At 39.7% G+C, this 21826-nt stretch carries 18 protein-coding genes; 7 read left to right on the top strand and 11 right to left on the bottom strand.

What is annotated here, in order from left to right:
* Positions 1 to 17 precede the first annotated feature (17 nt).
* The 9 genes from atpA to CDL10_RS01780 form a co-directional block, all read right to left on the bottom strand.
* Positions 18 to 1592 (bottom strand): F0F1 ATP synthase subunit alpha, encoded by a 1575-nt coding sequence (gene atpA / locus CDL10_RS01820; protein WP_100676952.1) that lies wholly within the window; start codon positions 1590 to 1592, stop codon positions 18 to 20.
* A gap of 40 nt (positions 1593 to 1632) precedes the next feature.
* Positions 1633 to 2172 (bottom strand): ATP synthase F1 subunit delta, encoded by a 540-nt coding sequence (gene atpH, locus CDL10_RS01815; protein WP_100676951.1) that lies wholly within the window; start codon positions 2170 to 2172, stop codon positions 1633 to 1635.
* Between the two features lie 3 nt (positions 2173 to 2175).
* Positions 2176 to 2676 carry a F0F1 ATP synthase subunit B gene (locus CDL10_RS01810; RefSeq protein ID WP_100676950.1) on the bottom strand — a complete coding sequence of 167 codons (501 nt, stop codon included), beginning with the start codon at positions 2674 to 2676 and terminating at the stop codon, positions 2176 to 2178.
* 88 nt (positions 2677 to 2764) lie between these two features.
* Positions 2765 to 2962 (bottom strand): ATP synthase F0 subunit C, encoded by a 198-nt coding sequence (gene atpE / locus CDL10_RS01805; RefSeq protein ID WP_100676949.1) that lies wholly within the window; start codon positions 2960 to 2962, stop codon positions 2765 to 2767.
* 39 nt (positions 2963 to 3001) lie between these two features.
* Entirely contained in the window at positions 3002 to 4114 is a 1113-nt protein-coding gene (gene atpB, locus CDL10_RS01800; RefSeq protein ID WP_100676948.1) for a F0F1 ATP synthase subunit A, read from the bottom strand.
* 74 nt (positions 4115 to 4188) lie between these two features.
* A complete protein-coding gene (locus CDL10_RS11335) occupies positions 4189 to 4593 on the bottom strand; it encodes a hypothetical protein (RefSeq protein WP_165772966.1) in 405 nt (134 codons plus the stop codon).
* Position 4594: 1 nt separating this feature from the next.
* The gene (porW, locus tag CDL10_RS01790) at positions 4595 to 7312 is read right to left on the bottom strand and encodes a type IX secretion system periplasmic lipoprotein PorW/SprE (protein WP_133119435.1); all 2718 of its coding nucleotides are present in this window, start codon (positions 7310 to 7312) and stop codon (positions 4595 to 4597) included.
* Between the two features lie 456 nt (positions 7313 to 7768).
* Positions 7769 to 9418 (bottom strand): ribonucleoside-diphosphate reductase subunit alpha, encoded by a 1650-nt coding sequence (locus tag CDL10_RS01785; RefSeq protein WP_100676945.1) that lies wholly within the window; start codon positions 9416 to 9418, stop codon positions 7769 to 7771.
* Positions 9419 to 9422: 4 nt separating this feature from the next.
* Positions 9423 to 10397 carry a ribonucleotide-diphosphate reductase subunit beta gene (locus CDL10_RS01780; protein WP_100676944.1) on the bottom strand — a complete coding sequence of 325 codons (975 nt, stop codon included), beginning with the start codon at positions 10395 to 10397 and terminating at the stop codon, positions 9423 to 9425.
* A gap of 294 nt (positions 10398 to 10691) precedes the next feature.
* On the opposite strand from CDL10_RS01780, the gene porZ reads away from it, so the two are divergent.
* Complete coding sequence (porZ, locus tag CDL10_RS01775) at positions 10692 to 12992, top strand: type IX secretion system anionic LPS delivery protein PorZ (RefSeq protein ID WP_100676943.1); 2301 nt, start codon at positions 10692 to 10694, stop codon at positions 12990 to 12992.
* A 2-nt stretch (positions 12993 to 12994) separates the two neighbouring features.
* Positions 12995 to 13696 (top strand): DNA repair protein RecO, encoded by a 702-nt coding sequence (gene recO, locus CDL10_RS01770; protein ID WP_100676942.1) that lies wholly within the window; start codon positions 12995 to 12997, stop codon positions 13694 to 13696.
* Positions 13697 to 13705: 9 nt separating this feature from the next.
* On the opposite strand, the gene CDL10_RS01765 is transcribed toward recO, so the two are convergent.
* Positions 13706 to 14182 carry a DUF6174 domain-containing protein gene (locus CDL10_RS01765; RefSeq protein WP_133119434.1) on the bottom strand — a complete coding sequence of 159 codons (477 nt, stop codon included), beginning with the start codon at positions 14180 to 14182 and terminating at the stop codon, positions 13706 to 13708.
* A gap of 174 nt (positions 14183 to 14356) precedes the next feature.
* Between CDL10_RS01765 and CDL10_RS01760 the strand changes: the two genes are divergently transcribed.
* Positions 14357 to 15013, top strand: a complete 657-nt coding sequence (locus CDL10_RS01760; protein WP_100676940.1) for a metal-dependent transcriptional regulator — start codon at positions 14357 to 14359, stop codon at positions 15011 to 15013.
* 4 nt (positions 15014 to 15017) lie between these two features.
* Positions 15018 to 15842, top strand: a complete 825-nt coding sequence (locus tag CDL10_RS01755; protein WP_100676939.1) for a ZIP family metal transporter — start codon at positions 15018 to 15020, stop codon at positions 15840 to 15842.
* Positions 15843 to 15897: 55 nt separating this feature from the next.
* Here CDL10_RS01755 and CDL10_RS01750 read toward each other — a convergent pair whose 3' ends face one another.
* On the bottom strand, positions 15898 to 18498 hold the full coding sequence (locus CDL10_RS01750; RefSeq protein WP_243389273.1) for a TonB-dependent receptor: 2601 nt from the start codon (positions 18496 to 18498) through the stop codon (positions 15898 to 15900).
* A 143-nt stretch (positions 18499 to 18641) separates the two neighbouring features.
* On the opposite strand from CDL10_RS01750, the gene CDL10_RS01745 reads away from it, so the two are divergent.
* The 3 genes from CDL10_RS01745 to lepA all read left to right on the top strand — a co-directional run bounded on the left by CDL10_RS01745 (position 18642) and on the right by lepA (position 21793).
* The gene (locus CDL10_RS01745; protein WP_100676937.1) at positions 18642 to 19538 is read left to right on the top strand and encodes a S66 peptidase family protein; all 897 of its coding nucleotides are present in this window, start codon (positions 18642 to 18644) and stop codon (positions 19536 to 19538) included.
* Entirely contained in the window at positions 19538 to 19897 is a 360-nt protein-coding gene (locus CDL10_RS01740; RefSeq protein ID WP_100676936.1) for a YraN family protein, read from the top strand. Before CDL10_RS01745 ends, CDL10_RS01740 begins: the two co-directional genes overlap by 1 nt.
* Before the next feature lie 99 nt (positions 19898 to 19996).
* A complete protein-coding gene (gene lepA, locus CDL10_RS01735) occupies positions 19997 to 21793 on the top strand; it encodes a translation elongation factor 4 (RefSeq protein ID WP_100676935.1) in 1797 nt (598 codons plus the stop codon).
* The last annotated feature ends 33 nt before the right edge of the window (positions 21794 to 21826 follow it).

The following is a 21826-nucleotide window of genomic DNA, read 5'->3' as shown; positions in this document are numbered from 1 at the left end:
AAAAGCTAAGCAATTTATTAGTATTTTGCAGCCGTTTCTTTGGCTACTTTCTCTAATGTGGCTGTAGCTTCATCAGTTAATTTACCGGCTTTCAACTCTTCCATCACATTTTTGTGAGATAAGTTCAAAGTTTGCAAAAAGTCTTTTTCAAACTCTTTTACTTTGTTTACAGGAACATTTCTCAACAGGTTTTTGGTTCCTGCATAGATAATCGCTACCTGGTCTTCCACTTTGTATGGGTCGTTTACTGATTGTTTCAAGATTTCCACATTACGGCGTCCTTTTTCAATTACGTTTAATGTAGCTCCGTCCAAATCAGAACCGAATTTAGCAAATGCCTCTAATTCACGGAATTGAGCCTGATCCAACTTCAATGTTCCGGATACTTTTTTCATGGATTTAATCTGTGCATTACCTCCAACACGAGATACGGAAATACCTACGTTAATCGCCGGACGAACTCCAGAGTTAAATAAATCAGACTCTAAGAAAATCTGTCCGTCTGTAATCGAAATTACGTTAGTCGGGATATAGGCAGATACGTCACCTGCTTGTGTTTCGATGATTGGCAATGCTGTCAATGAGCCTCCTCCTTTAACGATAGGTTTCAAAGATTCAGGCAAATCGTTCATGTTTTTAGCGATTTCGTCGTCGCTGATAACTTTTGCCGCACGCTCTAACAAACGAGAGTGCAAGTAGAAAACGTCACCCGGATATGCCTCACGCCCTGGTGGACGACGCAAAATCAACGACATCTCACGGTAAGCAACCGCTTGTTTAGACAAATCATCATAAACAATCAATGCCGGACGACCTGTGTCACGGAAATATTCTCCGATTGCCGCTCCTGCCATTGGTGCATATACCTGCATTGGTGCAGGGTCAGATGCGTTGGCAGCTACGATTATCGTATAATCCAAAGCTCCTTTTTCTTCTAATGTTTTCGCAATTGCAGCTACTGTTGATGCTTTCTGACCAACAGCTACATATATACAATATACCGGTTGTCCTGCATCGTAAAATTCTTTTTGGTTAAGAATAGTATCGATACATACGGTAGTTTTACCTGTCTGACGGTCACCAATAACCAACTCACGTTGTCCTCTTCCAACCGGAATCATAGCATCAATCGCTTTTACTCCTGTTTGCAAAGGTTCTGTTACCGGCTGACGGAAGATAACTCCCGGTGCTTTACGCTCCAAAGGCATTTCGTACAAATCACCTTCGATGGTTCCTTTACCGTCGATAGGAAATCCTAATGTATTTACAACGCGACCAACCATTTGCTCGCCTACTTTTAGGGAAGCAATACGGTTTGTACGTTTTACAACATCTCCTTCTTTAATCAATGTGGACGAACCGAAAAGTACAATACCTACGTTGTCTTCTTCGAGGTTTTGCACCATCGCTTCCAAACCGTTTTCAAATTGTACCAACTCACCGTATTGTGCGTTTGATAATCCGTAAACACGGGCTATACCATCTCCTACTTCCAATACAGTTCCAACTTCTTCTACCGAAGCATCTGCTCCGAATCCTGATAATTGTTGTTTTAAAATTGCTGAAATTTCAGCTGGTTTGATTTCCGCCATCTTTTCTTTATTTATTGCTACACGCCGCAACGTGGTTATATTAATTATTGATTAGCTCTCTTTTTAATTGATTTAATTTATCGGCAATAGATGCGTTATATTGCATATCACCGATGCGAATGATAAATCCACCGATAATATCAGGGTTTACCTCGTTGATAATTTCAATTTGTGACTCTGAAGTGAGTTGTTTCACTTTGTCCAAAACTTTTGTTTTCAAATCGTCATTCAACGGTGTTGCCGTAGTCACATACGCTCTTGCGATGCCTTTTGAGCTTTCATACAAAGCGATGTACTCAGTAGCAATTTGTGGCAACAAGGCAAATCTGTGATTGCTGTTCAACAACCCGAACAACAACTTGCTGTCTGCAGAGAGAGAAGAGAAAATCTCGTCCAAAGCTTTTTTCTTTACATCTGCTTTCACAACCGGGTTGTCCAAAAATTGTTTTAGTTCCACGCTGTCGTTTATCGCTTGGTTTATCGTTTGCATATCGCTTGCCACTTGGTCAGAAACATTTTTTTCCTGAGCGGTTTCAATCAAAGCTTTTGCATAACGAACTGCTGCTCTTGAGGTTGCCATAGATTAGTTTAATTTAACGTCGTTCAACAACGATTCTACCAACTGGTTTTGCGCCTGGGTGTCAGCTAATTGATTTTTCATTAGCTTTTCAGCAATTTCAATAGATAATCCTGAAACGTGATTTTTGATATCTGCCATGGCTGCCGATTTCTCATTTTCGATAGCAGCTTTGGCTTGCTGAATCATTTTTTCTCCTTCGGCTTGTGCTTCGTTTTTGGCCTCAGCAACTATTTTCTCTTTCATTTCGCGAGCCTCTTTCAGCATAGCGTCGCGCTCGGCTCTTGCTTCTGCCAATAATTTTTCGTTGCTGGCTTTCAGGTTTTGCATTTCACGTTTTGCATTATCTGCCGCTGCCAAAGCGTCTGCGATACCTTCTTCACGAGCTTCCAAAGCATTGATAATCGGTTTCCATGCAAATTTACCCAGTAAGAAAATGATAACCAATAAGATGATTGCCATCCAAAAGAATAAACCAAAACTAAAATCGTGTATTAACTTGTCCATTGTATTTTAAATAAGTTTTGTACTTAAATTGTTTTTTGTTTAATCAAACAATATCTGTAACCAACCGTTACAGATATTGTTTTCATTTTTAGTTTTTACCTAAAATTAGTGCACCGAAAGCTAAACCTTCCAATAACGCACCAATAATAATCATTGCAGTTTGGATTTTCCCTGCTGCTTCTGGTTGACGAGCAATAGCGTCCATTGCTGAACCACCAATTTTACCCAAACCATAACCTGCTCCGATTACGATTAAACCTGCTCCTACTAAAGTTGGAATTGTCATAATAAATGATTTATATATAATTAAACAAAAAATTCTAAATTAATGATGGTCGTGTTCTTGAACTGCTGAGCCTATAAACAACGACGATAACATGGTAAAGATAAATGCTTGCAGGAACGCTACTAATATCTCCAATACAGTTAAAAATGTTGTCAAAAGGAACGAAACACCTACCGCACCCGGAGTTGTTAATGTTTCTTTCATCACAAATGCAACTGCAATCAATCCCATTACTACAGAGTGACCTGCCGTGATATTCGCAAATAAACGAATTAACAATGAAAATGGTTTGGTAAACATCCCTAAAACCTCAATCGGTGCCAAAATTATTTTCATTGGAACGGGAACTCCCGGCATCCAGAAAATATGTTTCCAGTAATCCTTATTCCCACTCAAATTCACATAGAAAAAAGTAAATAATGCTAAACAAACAGTAATTGATATATTCCCTGTAACGTTTAACCCAAGCGGAGTCAATCCTAATAAATTCAATAGGAAAATCAAAAAGAATACCGATAACAAATACGGCATATATTTTTTATACTTTTTATCTCCGATATTCGGACGTGCCATTTCATCACGCACATAAATCACCAATGGTTCCAATACCCGACCCATTCCTTTTGGCAAATTGTTGGGTGACGATTTATAGTTTTTCGCCAATGAAGTGAATCCCCAAAACAATAATACGGACGCCAAAATCAATCCAAACACATTTTTGGTAATAGAAAAATCTAATGGTTTTTCATTAGCCGGATGATGTTTGTCGTCATAAGTTATTGTTCCTTCCGCGTCTGTTTTATATATTTTTCCGTGGTAATATTTATAGTATTGCCCTCCATTCTCTACAACTTTTCCGTTATAAACAAAATCTTCTGATGACATAAAAACTTTTAACCCGTTGTCAATAAGAATTACCGGCAGCGGAAACCCATAATGTCTGTGTTTTTCAGCATCTCCATAGAAAGAATAAAAATGATCATCCATCAAATGGTGCTGTGTGTACTCCTGAACAAACTCAGGCGAAGCTGGATTTACCGCCGCATGTGAATCATGCTCAGAAGTTACCGGCTCTTCTGCTTTTGCAACTAAAGACACCAAAGCAAAGAAAGCTACCGTTAACAAGTGAAGTGATTTTTTAATAGTCACCATACCGTGTTTATATTTTTATTATGGTTCAAAAAATTTTGTGCAAATGTACAACTTTATTCTATATATAAAACACCTTAATTAAACTTTTTTGAAGGGGTTTCTTCTCCCTTGTTTAACAAGCTATAAGCCACGTATAAATCAAAAATCATATACATAAAAAACACCAGCAGAAAATTGTATTTAAAAAAATCTACATCGGGTTGTTCCAACACCGGACGGGCAAAAAAATAAGATGCTGCCACCTTAATAGTAAAAACACCCAGAAAAACAAATCCGAGAAAATTCGGCAATGGCTTTCTCGCCATATTCAGGGCAATAATCAACACCAGCGAAATGACTGCCTGCACAAAATATATCTGCAACAAGGAAATATCTATCTGCTCCCAAAGCGAATCAACCTCAAAAAGTTGCTGTGCAAAATATTGTATAGCGAAAGCCACAACAGACAATAATACTAGCTGATATATATATTTACCCATGTTATTCATCAGTATTTTGATTTCTCAATTGTGTTGACTGTTGTCGTTGTGACTCCTGCCTTCCTAATTGTTGGTTTTGCTGAAGCCTCTGCCTCTCTGTAGGTCGCTGAACAGATCGCGTTCGTTGCTGCGGCTGTTCTTCCTGTTGTGCCGATTGTGTTTGCTGGGTTTGAGCTTCTGTCTGCTGCTCTTCTTGCGGATAGCGTGCCTGCAGATATTCGTCCCAATTTTTCTTTATCAATACTACCACATAATCTTCGGTACTAATCAACACCGGGTCGCGGGTAATCTGGTAATTTTGTTCTATTTCGAGATACATTTGTGCCGATTGGGCAATATTTCCGGATTTGATTCCGTGCAACACCAAAAACACTTGATTATCAGAATATTGGTCAGCAGAGAATTTGATACCGGTATGAGCTCTGTCCTGTGCATAGCGTTCAAGCTTTTGTTTCAGCTCCAAATCTTCGCCCTGAATCGGATAACTGACTTCATAGATGAATTTAAGATTTTGTGACAAATCCATTTTGAAAGTCATATTTTCCAGCCGTGACAAATCTTCATTCAATATTCGCTCGGCTTCCTTACCTTCTGCCGAACTCGGATAAGTGAGTGCCACATGGTTGAGTGCCGCCTTGTATCCTGCCAATCCTTCGAGCTTTCCGACAGTAACTGCTCTGAGTAATTCATACTTCGGTAACATCTGGTCGTTGAGCATCATCGGAATTTTTTCATCCAGCTCATTCAATACTGCTGAGTAATCCCCTTGCGTATAGGTCTGGTAGATTTCTTCATAATCATTTACCGGCGAATCGTCTGCCGAGAGCGTTGCGTTCGGGTTCAGTATTACCTGAGTATATTGCGAATCGGGGTGGTTCAGTTTCATATCTTCCAGCAAAGCCGCTGCTTTTGTCGGGTCGATTACACCATATATTTTATACAAATGATATTTTGCCGGCTCAATCAACCGCTCGTCAGGATTGATAGTCAATAATTTTTCTAATCTTTCCGCCGCAAGTCCATGTTCGTGTAACCGCTCATAATAAATCACTCCCAGCTGATAATAAGCATTGTCCAAATCTTTTTTGAGTAATTTTATCTGAGCTTCATCAGTTGGTATCTGAGCAATATAGAAATCCGGATTGTAACGCTGGTCGGTTGTATTTTGTGTATTTTCAGCCACTTGCGTTTCTTCTTCCTCATCGGTATCCTGATATGCCGGCATTTCCACAGCCTCATTTTCCCAACGCCAGTTATCTACATTGGGTCTGCTGCCCCAGTTGGACGCAAACGATTGCTTACCGTTATTGACCGAATTCGGGGAATAGAAATAAAAATTCGACCCGCGACCTATACTGATTCCGCCCGCAGAAGACTGATTGGCAGCCGCTGCCAAAGCCCTCGCCCGTTCCTCGTCGGCTATCTTCAGCTTGTCGATATATTCATTAATCACAATCAGGCGGTCTTCGTCGCTCATCTGCACCAAGTTGAGGATACTGTCATTTTTGCGGACCAACTGTTCGAAATTAACCACATCAATCAAGCCGTTTCGCTTACGTTTTACCCGCAGGTATTCTCTCGTATTCGGATTCATCAAAACCATGGTACTGTCGTAGTACATTCCGGCTTTTTCATAATCTTTTCCGCTGTAATAAATCTCTGCTAAATGCTCGTAATTGGCTTGTTTCACATAATTATTATCTTTTGCTTTACGCAAAGAGTTATTGAAGTTTTTGACTGCTTTGCTGATATCATCATGGGTTTCATACATCAATCCCAACTGATGATAAATCATGTCCTGGTAGGCTCTGTTTTCTCTGTCGCGAAGTAATTTCCCATACTCTTTCACAAATATGGCGGTATCCATTTGTGATTTGTCCTGATTGGCAAATTTTTCGCCATAGGCATTAATCACATAAGCACGTGGAATACTATAGTTATAAGCGATTACTTCCTCAAATTTTTGTATTGCTTCCGCATTTTGCCCCAGTTTGCTGTTGAGTTGCCCTAATATGTAGGTGTATCGGGCTTTTTTCAGCTTTTCATTGGTCAGTTCATAGGCTTCTTCCAACACTACTTTCGCACTGTCATAAGCCTCCGTATTGATATATCCCTGTGCCAGAGTAGCCAACGCTTCCGCTCTCGTTTGCCCGGCAACTTCCGGATTAGACAACAGTTTTTTCAGATTTCGTATAGCGGTATTATCGTATTTTAACCGAAGATTGGTTTTTTCTACCCAAATGCTGGCATCGTAAAAAATGTCGCTATCCGGATATTTCATCACGATATAATTAAAGGCTTCTTGTGCCGGCACATACCGCAAATCGTGGTAACGGGCTTTGCCCAGCAAAAGATATGCATCGTCTATCTGTGGGTTGTTTTCGGTTCCGGCAATATAAATGGAGTGATTCTGAGCGGCTTTGATAGCTTTTTCCTCGGCCCGCTGAAAGTTTGGATTCTTCTGTGTATTGACAATTTCCTCTACCTCATCGGGTTGCATCATTTCCACCGGAAGTATTTTTGCAAAATTATCTGTTCGTTTTTCCTTGATTTCTTCTACGCCTTTGTCATAAGCCAACTGACCGTTATACAAAATATTGTACTTGGCAGTAGTAGCGTGATAACCCCTGGTCAGGGTTGTATTTTTGCTGGTTGAACAGGCAAAACACAGGGTTATAACCAGAACAATGCAACTGTATGTGAATATCTTTGACTTCAATGCAACTAAATCTTTACCTTATAAACTCTGAAATAAGGAATTTTATTATTTTAAATCGTATCTATTTCTGTTCGAATGGGTAAAAATATAAAAAACCCTTCACATAATCTTTAGAAACCTTTTAAATTTTATTTTCCGTTATGAAATCTACCTATATAAACTTCACTAAATCCATATAAAGGTTATCTGTTTCGGGTTTTGACAACAAAACCTCGCTTGCAGATTTCAGAAAACAATTGTACTCATAATACTATATACCTGAGTTCGATTAATAAAGTACTGATTATCAATTGTTATAAGATCAAAAAAAGACCTTGCAGGATATATACAAGTATCTATGGTTTGATTTTAGATTAATATTAATCGAACTTAGGTTATTAGATAAATTTTAAACAGGCTCTTAACTATCCATAAAAAAATCCGTCTTTCTGACGGATTTTTATGGGTTAAAGTTTGTTAAGCCTCACAACTTACACAACTTACTAAATTTGTAACAAACTCTTTGGAAACACTTTGACTTCGCTGGTAATACATAGTTTTTACACCCAATTTCCAAGCCTCAATCAACAGTTTGTTTACGTCTTTGATTGGTACATCAGACGGAATGTTGATGTTCAGACTTTGTGCCTGGTCGATATATTTTTGCCTGATTGATGCTTGTAAAATAATCTCATACTGGCTGATTTCCTTAAATGTTTTGAATACATCTTTTTCCTCTTGCGTGAGCTCTCCCAGATGTTGTACAGAGCCGTGGTTCAGCATAATGCTTCTCCATGTATCTTCATCGTCGATGCCTTTTTCCTGCAACAATTTTTTGAGGTATTTGTTTTTACGCATAAAGTTTCCTTTTGCCAAACCTGCTTTGTAATAGTTACTGCTATAAGGTTCAATTCCCGGCGAAGTTTGTCCTAAAATAGCTGAAGATGAGGTGGTTGGAGCAACCGCCATCACAGTGGTATTTCTCATACCGTAACCTTTCAGTAATTCGGGTTCGCCATAGATTTTTGCTAAATCCTGAGATGCTTTGACCGCTTTTTCTTCTATTTCGCTGAAAATTTTGTTGGTCAGCATTTTCGCGTCCAGACTTTCAAAGCCAATCATATTTTTCTGCAAATAAGAATGCCAGCCCATTACGCCTAAACCTAAGGCTCTGTGTCGTTTAGCAAAATTATTAGCAGATTGCAGGTAGTAATTTCCTTCTGTTTTTGCGATAAATTCCTGCAATACAGCATCAAGGAAATAAATCGCTAATTTTACCGCTTCGGTGTCTTTCCATTCGTCATACAGCTCCAGGTTCATTGACGATAGACAACAGATAAAAGACTCATCGGCAGACGATGGCAAAGCAATTTCGCTACAAAGATTTGAGGAATAAATTTGCCTATTCAAGTCTTTGTAAACCTGTGGTTTGTTTCGGTTAATGTTGTCGGTAAAGAAAATATAAGGTAATCCTTTTTGTTGTCTGCTTTCCAGGACTTTTGCCCAAATTTGTCTTTTTTCCACATCGCCGTCCACCATTTCCTGCATCCAGTAATCAGGCACGCAAACGCCGGTAAACAAGTTCTGAATCGGGCTTCCAATGTCTTTAATTTTCAGAAACTCTTTGATATCCGGGTGGTCGATATCCAGATAAGCCGCAAAAGCTCCGCGACGCACACCACCTTGCGAAATGGTATCCATTGCCGTATCGAACAATTTCATGAACGACACCGCACCGGAAGATTTTCCGTTGTCGGTTACTGCACTTCCGCGTCCTCTCAATTCGCCAAAATAGCCGGACGTTCCCCCACCGATTTTGGTTTGCATAATCACTTCGCCCAGCTTGTGCGTAATGCTCTCGATGTTATCTGGCACATATACATTGAAACACGAAATTGGCAAGCCTCTTTCGGTTCCCATATTTGCCCATATCGGACTCGACAAGCTCATCCAACCGTTTTCAATCATTTCGATAAATGCATCTGCCAGCTCGGGTTTGTACAATCTTTTTGCTGCGGCATTCGCCACGCGTTCTATCGCTTTTTGAGGAGTTTCTCCTTTCAGTAAATATCCTCTGTTTAATATCTGCTCGCTTTCTTCGTTAAGCCACCAAAGTCTTTCTGCCATAATGTTAAAATAAGTCGTCTGCGGTTATACTTTTATCGTGTTTTGTGTATGCTGTAGGTCTTTTTGCAAAGAAATCGTCCAGTTCGTTGGCGAAAACTTCTTCTTCAAACCATGCCATCGGCTGATAGTTTTTATCAGATACACTATATATTTTTTCCATTCCGATTTGTTTCAGACTTTCATCTACTCTGAATTTCATGAAATTAAGTAAATCTTCTTTGCTGATGGTATCCAACTCGCCGTTTTCAAATATCCAATCCAGGATTTCGCCTTCAATGTCAATGGATTCTTCAACGATTTTTCTGATATTGTCGATGGATTCCTGGTCGAAATAATCAGGGTATTCCTGCTTGATTTTATTGACAATATAAATTCCGGCATTGGCGTGAATTTGCTCATCAATAGATGTCCAGGCGATGATATTGCTGACATTTTTCATCGCTCCTTTGAATCGGGTAAAAGACAAAATAATGGCAAACTGGCTGAACAACGAAACGTTCTCAATCAAAATCGAAAACAATATCAATGAATTCAAATAGTCTTTCTGATTTTCTGCTTTGGCGTGTTTCAACGCGTTGGACAAATATTGTATTCTTTTGTTGATAGCCGGTATTTGCACTACGCCTTCAAACTCATTATTGTAGCCCAAAACTTCCAACAATCTGGAATATGCCTCTGAATGCCTGAATTCACATTCTGCAAAAGTGCTTCCCAGCCCGTTGAATTCCGGCTTAGGCAAATGTGCATATAAATCGCCCCAAAAAGTTTTTACGTTTACTTCGATTTGAGCAATCGCCAACAAACTTCTTTTGACAACTTCTCTTTCTTCTGCGGAAAGATGTGAGTGGAAATCCTGTACGTCTGCAGTAAAATCAACCTCCGAATGCACCCAGAAAGATTTGTTTATCGCATTGGTAAATTCCAATATCTCAGGATACTCGAATGGTTTGTAGTTAATTCTTTTGTCAAAAATACCCATAGCTTAAATGTTTTATTTTATTACTTTCGGATTCAAAATACAGCTGATTCCGTAAAATTATTATTTGATATTTGATTAGTTTTGCACAAGGTTTTTTTTAATTCTGCGTTATACAAACAGTTAGCATTTTTGCAGATAAAAAACCGACGGCTTTTTAGCGAAAATAAAATTACAACTTACTCCATGAATATACCCCGGGCAAAAAATAATGTTATCAACAAGATTTAAACATTTACAGAAAAACCCTCATATTTATTGAGTTATGCGTTATATTTGTAAAACAATTTTTTTTGTATGAAAAAATACATCTTATTTCTTTTGATTATGTTTCCGGCATTAATGTCGGCACAGAATGTACTGTGGAAAGACTATTTTTCCTATCGGGAAATCACGGATATTTTTGCTTCTGACCAACAGATTTTTGTTGCAACAAGAAATGCGGTTTTTGTTTTAAACAACGAGGAAGAACTCGTGGCAAAATACAATACGACAGACAATTTAAAAATCAGGGATATCCGGCATATATATTACAGTCCGGAACACCACAAAATCATCGTCGGAAGTCAAAACGGGAACCTAGCTTTGATTGACACCCGGAACGGAAGAATAACCCATCTCAATGATATTGCCAATAAAGCCACGCTGACCGTTGCGGAAAAAATAATTTATGATTTGGACATACATGGCAACACCTTATACATAGCCACTGGTTTTGGAATAGCTGAGGTTTTGCTTGATATAGACGCTTTCGGCGATTCCTATTTTTTTGAAGAAGACGGCATTTCGTCCGAAGTTTTGGACATAGCCATAGTCGGCAACACTTTTTATGCCAATACCAATAACGTGGGCATCAAAAAAATAAATATAGATGACAACATGCTCATTGACAGTAACTGGCAGGTTATCAATTATGAAAACTGGCTGAGCCTTGTAAACTTCAATGACCAGTTAGTAGGTGTAAAAGATGATTTGACACTCAATGTTTTTACCGGCAACGATCATGAACAAGTCGGCGAAGTTTACGGCGGATTTTTGTCATTAAATGTTCACAACGGAACAATGACCGCAGTAACAAAAGAAGTTGCCCGTTGTTACTACACGAATTTTACCTGGTCGTTTGAGCACATTATCCCACCAGGGCAATCCTACCTGACATCAGGAGTAACAATCGGCAATAAAATATATTGCGGTGCTGAAAGAGATGGTTTTTACAGCGTTTTAACCGAAAGCGACCATGCAGTGAACAACCTTACTCCGGAAGGGCCTTTGAGCAATAATGTCTTTGCACTTAAAATAGATAGTAACAATCAAATGTGGACTGTTTTTGGCGGATATAACAGTGAATTCAATCCTTATCTTCACACTGCCGGGCTTAGTGCATTCGGCATCAATCGGTTAAATTTGAATTCATCGGTTTGGCAAAGCATTCCTTATGAACAAATTGCTCCTTTCCGGGCAACAAGTCATATCGAGGAACACCCGCTTACCAAAGATATTTATATCAGCTCATTTCACGACGGATTGATGAAAATCACTCCCGACGCAAACAACCTGGAAGAAAGTACATGGATTGTATATAACCATCAAAATACCGGTTCAGACGGAATTGAAGCCTATGAACAAACCGCCGGAGATCCGGATTCGAGAACCATTCGGATTAACGGCCCAGCATTTGAACCCAACGGAAAAGGCTGGATTACAAACGGGTACGCCAATAAAACAATGAAAACTTTTACCGACAATCAATGGCGGTCATATAACATCACGAACCAAATTTCCAACTCGCAAAACAAGGCTTTCACAGCACCTGTCATCGACAAAAACGGTGTAAAATGGGTGGGCACTTATTTAAGCGGTGCATTCGCTTTCGGTGAGAATCCTCAAAAACTGATTAATATTTCCAATCTGCCAAGCAGCGTAGTTCATGCTATTGCCATTGATTACAGAAATCAGGTTTGGATTGGTACCAATAACGGTTTGCGTGTAGTATCTTCTGTCGATAATTTTTCCAATGGAAATACATTGAACGCCCAACCGGTTATTATCATAGACGAAGGTTTGGCTCAGGAATTATTTTACCAGCAAAACATTTTGAAAATCAAGGTAGATGGCTCCAACAACAAATGGGTAGCTGTTGCCAATGCGGGAGTTTTCCTGATTTCGGCAGACGGACAGGAAACAATTTATCATTTCGACAGTTCCAACTCACCTCTGCCGTCAGACGATATTGTTGATATTGAAATCGACAACAACACCGGCGAAGTATTTTTTGCTACTGCCGAAGGTTTGGTATCTTACCAGCATTACGCTACGGCTCCAAAAGAAGATTTAGAAAATGTGTACTTTTTCCCGAATCCGGTCAAGCCGGAGTTTGAAGGCGAAGTAAAAATTTCGGGACTGATGCAAAGTGCCAATATCAAAATTACGGATATAGCCGGCAATCTGGTATATGAAACCACTGCAACCGGAGGTTCTGCCTTATGGAATACCCGGAATTTTGCCGGAAGAAAAGTGGCATCGGGTGTATATATCGTCTTTGTTTCTTCCGATGACGGAAATGAAAAATCTGTTGGAAAAATTATGATTATCCGTTAAGTATGTACAGCACTACCGAAGCTCTCGTGTTAGGCAGCGTAAAATATCAGGACAAAAACCTGATTGTTAAATGCTACACGCGGGAGTTTGGGCTGGTGTCTTATTTTATCCGGAATGCTTTTAGCCATAAGAACAAGCTGGCGGTTTATTTTCAGCCGTTGAACTGGTTAAATATCACTGCCAAACACCGGCTGAACGGTAATCTGGAATATATTAAGGAGGTCGGCATACATTACAATTATCAATCCCTGCCCTTTAATTTTGACAAAAGCAGCGTAGCATTGTTTATTGCCGAAGCACTCGGATTAGCAATCAAGCAAACTGAACCCGATAAAGTTTTTTTTGACTTTATCGTTCATACCATACAAGTATTTGACCAGGAAAAAACGATTCCTGATTTTCATTTATATTTCTTGATAAATGCTTCTAAATATCTCGGATTTTATCCGTTAGACAGTGAAAACCACGATTATTTTAATCCGGTTGACGGCGTTTTTGAAGCATTTCCTTCCGAGTGCTGCTTACCTTTGCGAGAAAGTACTTTGATGAAACGACTTCTCGCTTTGGAAGATTTATCTGTTGCCCGTTTTTCCCAAAACGAACGACAAATTTTACTCAAAACACTGGTTCATTTCTTTTCTTTGCATATCCACGGATTCGAGCATTTGAAATCTTTAGACGTTTTGCATGAGTTGTATGTGTGATGGAAGATTTTACTCTTCCAAAATCTCAAAATTAGATATTTTCAAATCATACCAAGCTCCGCCAACGACATCGTCTTTGTAGGCAGTTGAAAATTTTATTTCTTCCGGAAAATGGTATTCATTATTATATGTTACATCAACAGATATTCCATAAATTGGCATAGTCTGATGATACTTTCCTTGGTTAAAATCATTTAAAACCTTGGTGTAAACATCTGAAATTGTTCCGATAAGTACCGGGTTGGATTCATCTGCATCAGAAGTAGCTATTCCGTTATGAACCACAATTGTTTCACTAACCGGCCCTGTTGCAGACGACATATAATGTTGTTCAAACCGATAACTTTGAATATGCTGCTCTTCCCAAAGTGACTGTTTGGTCAAGAAAGTAGATTCATCAAAACGGTAGTAAACATCGACATCTTCCTCACAGGAAACCATAGTAACTCCTAAAAATCCCGCTAATAACAATAGTTTTATTTTCATAATGTACAATTTCATTTATTTCTGCAATATACAAAAAGATTGAATGTCTGTTTCAATCCATTCAGAATAAACAAACCATAAATTATTACAAAAAATCACTACCTTAGTTTGTTTTAAAAAAATAATTAGTTTAATCTAAATTTATTATTTTTGCATAAAATAAAATACACAGCAATGTTATCCACATCTGAAGAAAATTACATCAAAACCATTTATCATCTGGCACAGCAGGATTCGCCGGACGTATCCACCAACAGCATCGCCGGACGATTGAATACCAAAGCCTCGTCTGTGACCGATATGATAAAAAAACTGGCAGACAAAGGTCTGGTTAATTACCAGAAATATCAGGGAGTTTCACTAACCGAAACCGGTATGCACATCGCCAAAATGATTGTCAGAAAACACCGTTTGTGGGAAGTTTTTCTGGTAGAAAAACTCAATTTTAACTGGGACGAAGTGCATGAAGTCGCTGAACAATTAGAGCATATCCAGTCAGAAAAACTTATCAAAAGACTCGACGCTTTTTTGGGTTATCCGAAAGAAGACCCCCATGGCGATCCTATCCCGGATGCTGACGGCGAAATTGTTTCGGTACAGAAAATTTTATTGTCCGAATTAGAAATTGGGCAAGAAGGCGTTTGCGTGGGTGTGAAAGATACATCACCGTCCTTTTTGCAATATCTGGACAAACAAAAAGTTTCGTTGGGTACCAAAATCAAAATTTTGAGCAAAGAGCTTTTCGACCAGTCCGTGACTGTAATTATCGGTAACCGTGAATTGGTTTTTTCTAAAATGGTCAGCAATAATATTTATATCAAAAACAATTAAAGTTATGTTTGAAGAAATAGTTGCTTATTTTGAAAGCATATCGCCCATAACCGCTGCTTTATACGCGTCTTTATTCACTTGGGGAATGACCGCTTTGGGTGCTGCTCTCGTTTATTTGTTCAGAAAACCAAGCCGAAAACTACTCGACGCCATGTTGGGCTTTACCGGCGGTGTGATGATTGCAGCGAGTTTTTGGAGTTTGCTCGCTCCCGCCATCGGGATGAGCGAGGGCGAGGGTTTTACCAAAGTGATGCCCGCTGCTGTGGGTTTTGCCTTAGGAGCTCTATTCCTTTTTGGGTTGGATAAATTGTTGCCACACCTGCACCGCGGACACGAACGCAATAAGCAGGAAGGAATCAAAACGCCGTGGCAAAAAACCACTTTGTTGGTTATGGCGATTACACTGCATAATATTCCGGAAGGTTTGGCAGTTGGCGTATTGTTTGGCGGCGTGGCTGCCGGAATACCCGAAGCGACAATTGCCGGAGCTTTAACACTTGCTATCGGAATCGGATTACAGAATTTTCCGGAAGGTCTGGCGGTTTCTTTTCCGCTGCACCGGGCAGGAATGAACCGGCATAAAAGCTTTATGTTTGGACAGGCTTCAGCGATTGTTGAACCGATTTCTGCTGTAATCGGAGCTGTTGCCGTTACTTTTTTCACACCAATATTACCTTACGCTTTGGCATTTGCTGCCGGAGCAATGATTTTCGTTGTAATTGAGGAAGTTATTCCTGAAGCACAACAAAGTGACAATACCGATTTGGCAACTTTGGGCGTTATCGGCGGTTTTATCGTAATGATGGTACTGGACGTGGCTTTGGGATAAAAAAAGAAGAACGGTTATCAGCCGTTCTTCTCAACAAGTAAGCAAATTTTAGTAATTAAAAACTAAACTTCGCAGAGAAATTCCATGTTCTGCCATATCCGAAATACACCTGATTGCTTGTATTGAGCCCTTTATATGTATTGCTAGGGTTATCTACTTGGTTAGCTGTATTTGATTGTGAGATATAAATGGTGTTAAACAAATTATTTACATTAAATCTGAAACTTAACACCTGAGTTTTGTTCAGAGGTAAATTGTATGATACGCCGGCATCTACAAGATTGTATGAAGGCAATTTCAGATTATCTTTTTCTTGTCTGTTAGCGTATAAATCTGAATAATAGCGGAAATTCGCATCGACAGACAGTCCGTTTACAATAATGTATTTTGCCCCTAACCCGAAAGTCGTTTGTGCAGCGTTTCCTACTTTTCCCCCGTCTAAATCATTACTTTCAGACGCAAGCAGATTGCGTTCTACATCTCTGGTTTCTTCGACAGAGCTTCCTACATATTTCCAGCTTCCAAGTGATGCGTAACCGTTAAGATATAATCCTGAGGTTGGTCTTGCCTGAAAATCTACCTCAACACCTTTGTGGTCTTGCTTTACCCCGCGGTTGATAAAGAAAATTTCATCTCCTGCTTCCAGTCCGAAGTTACCATTAGGGTCATAGTATTCTACATCGTCTTCAGTAGCGAAATTAGAACCGGATTCTACGCGGTTTTCCCAGGTTGTCTTATACGCATTCACATTCACAGTAAAGAAGTTACTTACATATTTATATCCTAATTCAAGACCTAAAATCTTTTCGTTTTCTGTAAACGGATTGACATCATTTCTATAATTCATATAAATATTATCGTGATATGGCTGACGGGAATAATATCCTGTGTTTCCGAAGAAATAATGTGTGTTATCAATATTATAACTCAAACCGCCTTTAACATTGTATCCGATATTATCCACTTTTTCAGACTCCTCATCTTCAGGCATATATTGGTAATAATCCCATCTTATGTGGCTCTGATTAGATAATGCTCCCTGGAAAAAGGCAGAAAATCTGTCTGTGGCATATTCCATTTGTGTGAATGCTCCGGCATAAGAAATTCTTTCTGAATAATCGTATCCGTATTTTTCATCAGGATTTTTAGCAAATCCTCCCAACGCTTTCCAAGGATTAGTAGAAAATGTTTTAGTAAGATGTGCATTTGGGTCTCTCAGGCGTGACCCGGTATCGTCCAACACATAATCTGCTCCCATAAGGTCAACGATTTGACGAAAATGGTCGCCTTTGTAGGTTCTTAAATCAATTCCTGCATTAAACGATAGCTCATCGGAAAACTGATGGCTGAAATTGGAAACCATACCAAACCACTGGTGGTTGTTTACAGAAGCACGGATAGCATACCCGGCTTGCCCTTCCGCTTGGTTTTGGGCATACACATCGTCGAATAATATCAATCCGGTTTCGTCATCTCTGACCGACCTTCCGATAGGTCCTGTTCCACCACCTCTACCCCAAGAAGCGTATAATACGGTTGATAAACTTGAGCGTTCATTGATAACCCAATCCCAGTTAAGGTTCATTACCGGTTTGTGGTAGTAATTTTTACGGTCATTGATGGCTTCTCCATTCAGGTATCCCCAGTTATTGTTATATTTTCTTCCGTATTGTAAATAACTGCTGATGGATTTTGCATAATTCTGGTTATGCCATTGAGGCGCACCGGTAATCAAAAAGTTCAGATTATGCTTTTCATTCACTTTATACCCCAAAGAGATGAAATAATTTTGCCCTTGCCCTTCTGTTGCATCATTATAACCGTCTCCCTGCCAATGCGTAAACATGGCTGTCACACCAAAACCGCTATCCAACAAGCCTGTGCTTCCGCCAACAGTTGTTTTGTAGTAAGCATCGTTACCAATCATTCCGCTAATAAAACCTCCCGGTTTCATTTCCGTGGCTTTGGTAATAAAGTTAATCGTTCCGCCCACAGAGGAAATCGCCAATTTTGAAGAACCTAACCCTCTCTGAATCTGAATAGTATTAGCGATATCTGCCATTCCGGACCAGTTTGACCAGTACATGTTGCCGTCTTCCATTCCGTTGATAGGCTGACCGTTTAGCAAAAAGGCTGTATTGGATTGGTCAAAACCCCGGGTAAACATCTGTGTGTCCCCGAATCCGGAAGATTCACTCGTTACATATACAGACGGCGTATTCAGCATGGCTGCGGTAATATCCCGTCCACCGGTTTTTTCTTCAATTTCATCTCTGTTGATAGTTGATACTGCAATCGGTGTTTTTCTGTCTTCTGCAACATCAATAACTCCTTTAGCGAAAATAACCAACTCTTCCAATGACTCCGTTTCGAGATAAATAATTCCCAAATCCAAAAACCCTGTTCCGTTGAATGAGAAATTTACTTGTTTGCTCGCATAACCTGCTCCAAGAAAATCTAACGTTCCTTCGTTTTGTTGTAGAATTAATTCAAATCGTCCTTGTGAATCTGTTTCTGTATCCGATTCAAAATTGCCCACTACAACCGCCTCAACAGGTTGTCGTGTTGATTGGTCATAGACCTTTCCGGTTATTTTGTTTTGACCGAGAGCAACCGTACTCAACAGTAAAAACAACATCAGTAACTTTGCATTCATAATTTTCATAGTTCAGTTTAAATTAGTCCTGCAAACTTAGATACATTTTGTTTCTGCGGAATTAAGCCAATATTATGTTAATGAAAATTGTATGATAACCCGAATTTATTTTGCTAACTTTAGAGCCTGTTTAAAATATCGATATGCTAATACCTCCTTCACTGAAACCGGGCGACAAAGTCGCAATTGTGTGCACCGCCAGAAAATTCGAACCCGAACAATGCCCGCCCGCCATAGAACTGATGAACAGCATAGGGCTGGAAGTTGTTTTGGGAAATACCATAGGCAAAGACAATTTTCAGCTAGGCGGAACCGATGAAGAGCGTGCCGACGATTTGCAGCAGATGATTAACCGCAACGACATCAAGGCAATCTGGATTGCACGGGGCGGTTACGGAACAGTCCGGATTATTGATAAAATAGATTTTACACCTCTACGAAATCAACCAAAATGGCTCATCGGATTCAGCGATATTACTGTTTTGCACAGCCATTTGCACCATCTCGGATTGGGTTCTTTACACGCCATCATGCCTTTCAGCGTTCCAAACGCCACCGACGAAGCCAAAACCAGTTTAAAAAAAGCATTGTTCGGAGAGGAATTAATATACCAAACCAATACACACTCAGCCAATATTCAGGGGCAGGCAACCGGACAGCTTATTGGAGGAAATCTGTCTATTTTATATAGTTTACTTGGCTCAGCATCATCAGTAGATACTAACGGAAAAATCCTTTTTATCGAAGATTTGGACGAATACCTATATCACATCGACCGTATGATGCAAAACCTCAGGCGAAATGGCTATTTTGAACAACTGAACGGACTCATAGTCGGCGGAATGACCGATATGCACGATAATCAGATTCCGTTCGGATATGACGCAATGCAAATCATTTCTGAAATTGTTAAACCATACAATATCCCGGTTTGTTTTGACTTTCCTGCCGGACATGTTCCGAATAATTTAGCCTTGCCGTTTGGCAGAGAAGTTTCGCTGAACGTCGATTTGAATGAAGTTACACTAAAATTTTTGTAATGGCAGAACACAACGAATTAGGCATACAAGGAGAAAAGATGGCGGTAAATCATCTGGAACAGAACGGCTACATGATTGTAGAAAAAAACTGGCGTTTCGGAAAAGCAGAAATCGACATCATCGCCCAAAAAGACGAAGTGCTGGCGATTGTAGAAGTAAAAACCCGAACCACCGACTGGTTTGGTAATCCGCAGGAATTTGTCACGCCGAAAAAGAGAAAATTACTCATCGGTGCCGCCAACGAATATGTGATTAAAAACGATTTGGACACAGAAACCCGCTTTGACATCATCGCTATTGTCATCAACAAACAAACTACTTCACTCGAACATATAGAAGATGCATTTTATCCTTTTTAAAACGCAATGTACACATCTGCAATCTGTTTAACAAATAATACAAAAATCTGTGTATATTTGTGGGTTAAAATCCTTGACTTAATTACAGGATATATTTGTATGAAGAGAATAAGAAATTTTTGCATCATTGCACATATCGACCACGGCAAAAGCACACTGGCTGACAGGCTGTTGGACGCTACACAAACCATTACGCAGCGTGAGGCTCAGGCTCAGCTTCTGGACAATATGGATTTGGAAAGAGAACGCGGGATTACGATTAAAAGCCACGCTATCCAGATGGAGTACAATTACAAAGGAGAAACCTATATTCTCAATTTGATTGACACTCCGGGACACGTAGATTTTTCCTACGAAGTCTCCCGTTCCATTGCTGCTTGCGAAGGAGCTTTGCTGATTGTTGATGCTGCACAAAGCATTCAGGCACAAACGATTTCAAACCTATATCTGGCATTAGAAAACGACCTGGAGATTATTCCGGTATTAAACAAAGTAGATTTACCGTCTGCCAACCCGGAGGAAGTTTCCGACGATATTGTTGATTTGCTCGGCTGTAAGTACGAAGATATTATTCATGCCTCCGGAAAAACAGGCTTTGGCGTGGATAAGATTTTGGAAGCCGTTGTTGAAAGGATTCCTGCCCCCGAAGGAAATCCTGAAGAACCACTACAAGCCTTGGTTTTCGATTCTGTTTACAATCCGTTCAGAGGAATTGAAGTTATTTTTCGTGTATTTAACGGGGAGATTAAAAAAAATCAGAAAATTAAATTTATGGCAACCGGCAAAGAATATTTTGCTGACGAAATAGGCACGTTGAAACTCAACCAGGTGCCGAAACAAACTATTTCTGCCGGCGATGTGGGTTACTTAATTTCCGGAATCAAAGAAGCGAAGGAAGTGAAAGTGGGCGATACAATTACCGATGCCAAAACACCTACTCAAAATATGATTACCGGTTTTGAAGATGTAAAACCGATGGTTTTTGCAGGAATTTATCCTGTGGATACAGAAGATTATGAAGAACTTCGTGCCTCAATGGAAAAATTACAGCTTAACGATGCGTCTTTGGTGTTTACCGCTGAGAGTTCCGCAGCATTAGGATTTGGTTTCCGATGTGGTTTCCTAGGAATGTTGCATATGGAAATCGTTCAGGAGCGTTTGGAAAGAGAATTTAATATGACTGTTATCACAACTGTTCCAAACGTTTCGTATTTGGCTTATACCAAAAAAGAACCTGATACGCCGTTTGTGGTAAATAATCCGTCAGATTTACCCGACCCCTCAAAATTAGACCGCGTAGAAGAACCTTTTATCAAAGCGACAATCATCACAAAAGCTGATTTTGTCGGAAACGTAATGAGTCTTTGTATCGAAAAAAGAGGACAGATTACCAACCAGACTTATCTGACTCCTGAACGGGTTGAACTTACTTTTGATATGCCTTTGGCTGAAATCGTATTTGACTTTTACGACCGGTTAAAAACCGTTTCCAAGGGATATGCCTCTTTCGATTACCACCCAATCGGAATGCGTTCGTCAAAACTGGTTCGCCTCGATGTGCTGCTCAACGGACAAAATGTTGACGCTTTGTCGGCTTTGATACATCAGGACAATGCCTATAACATAGGTAAAAAAATGTGTGAAAAACTAAAGGAACTGATTCCGAGACAGCAGTTTGACATTCCGATTCAGGCAGCGATAGGTGTGAAAGTAATCGCACGGGAAACCATCAAAGCCCTGCGAAAAGACGTTACCGCAAAGTGCTATGGCGGAGATATTTCCCGTAAACGTAAATTACTGGAAAAACAAAAAGCCGGAAAAAAACGTATGCGACAAGTCGGAAATGTAGAAATTCCACAATCGGCATTTATGGCTGTACTGAAACTGAATGATTAGATAATATTTACGTATAAACTCCCACAACCCCGA

The organism is Avrilella dinanensis (genome assembly GCF_002807015.1).
Classification (GTDB): domain Bacteria; phylum Bacteroidota; class Bacteroidia; order Flavobacteriales; family Flavobacteriaceae; genus Flavobacterium; species Flavobacterium dinanensis.
The sequence above is the reverse complement of the archived record's forward strand: the minus strand, read 5'-3'. Positions and strand labels throughout refer to the sequence as shown.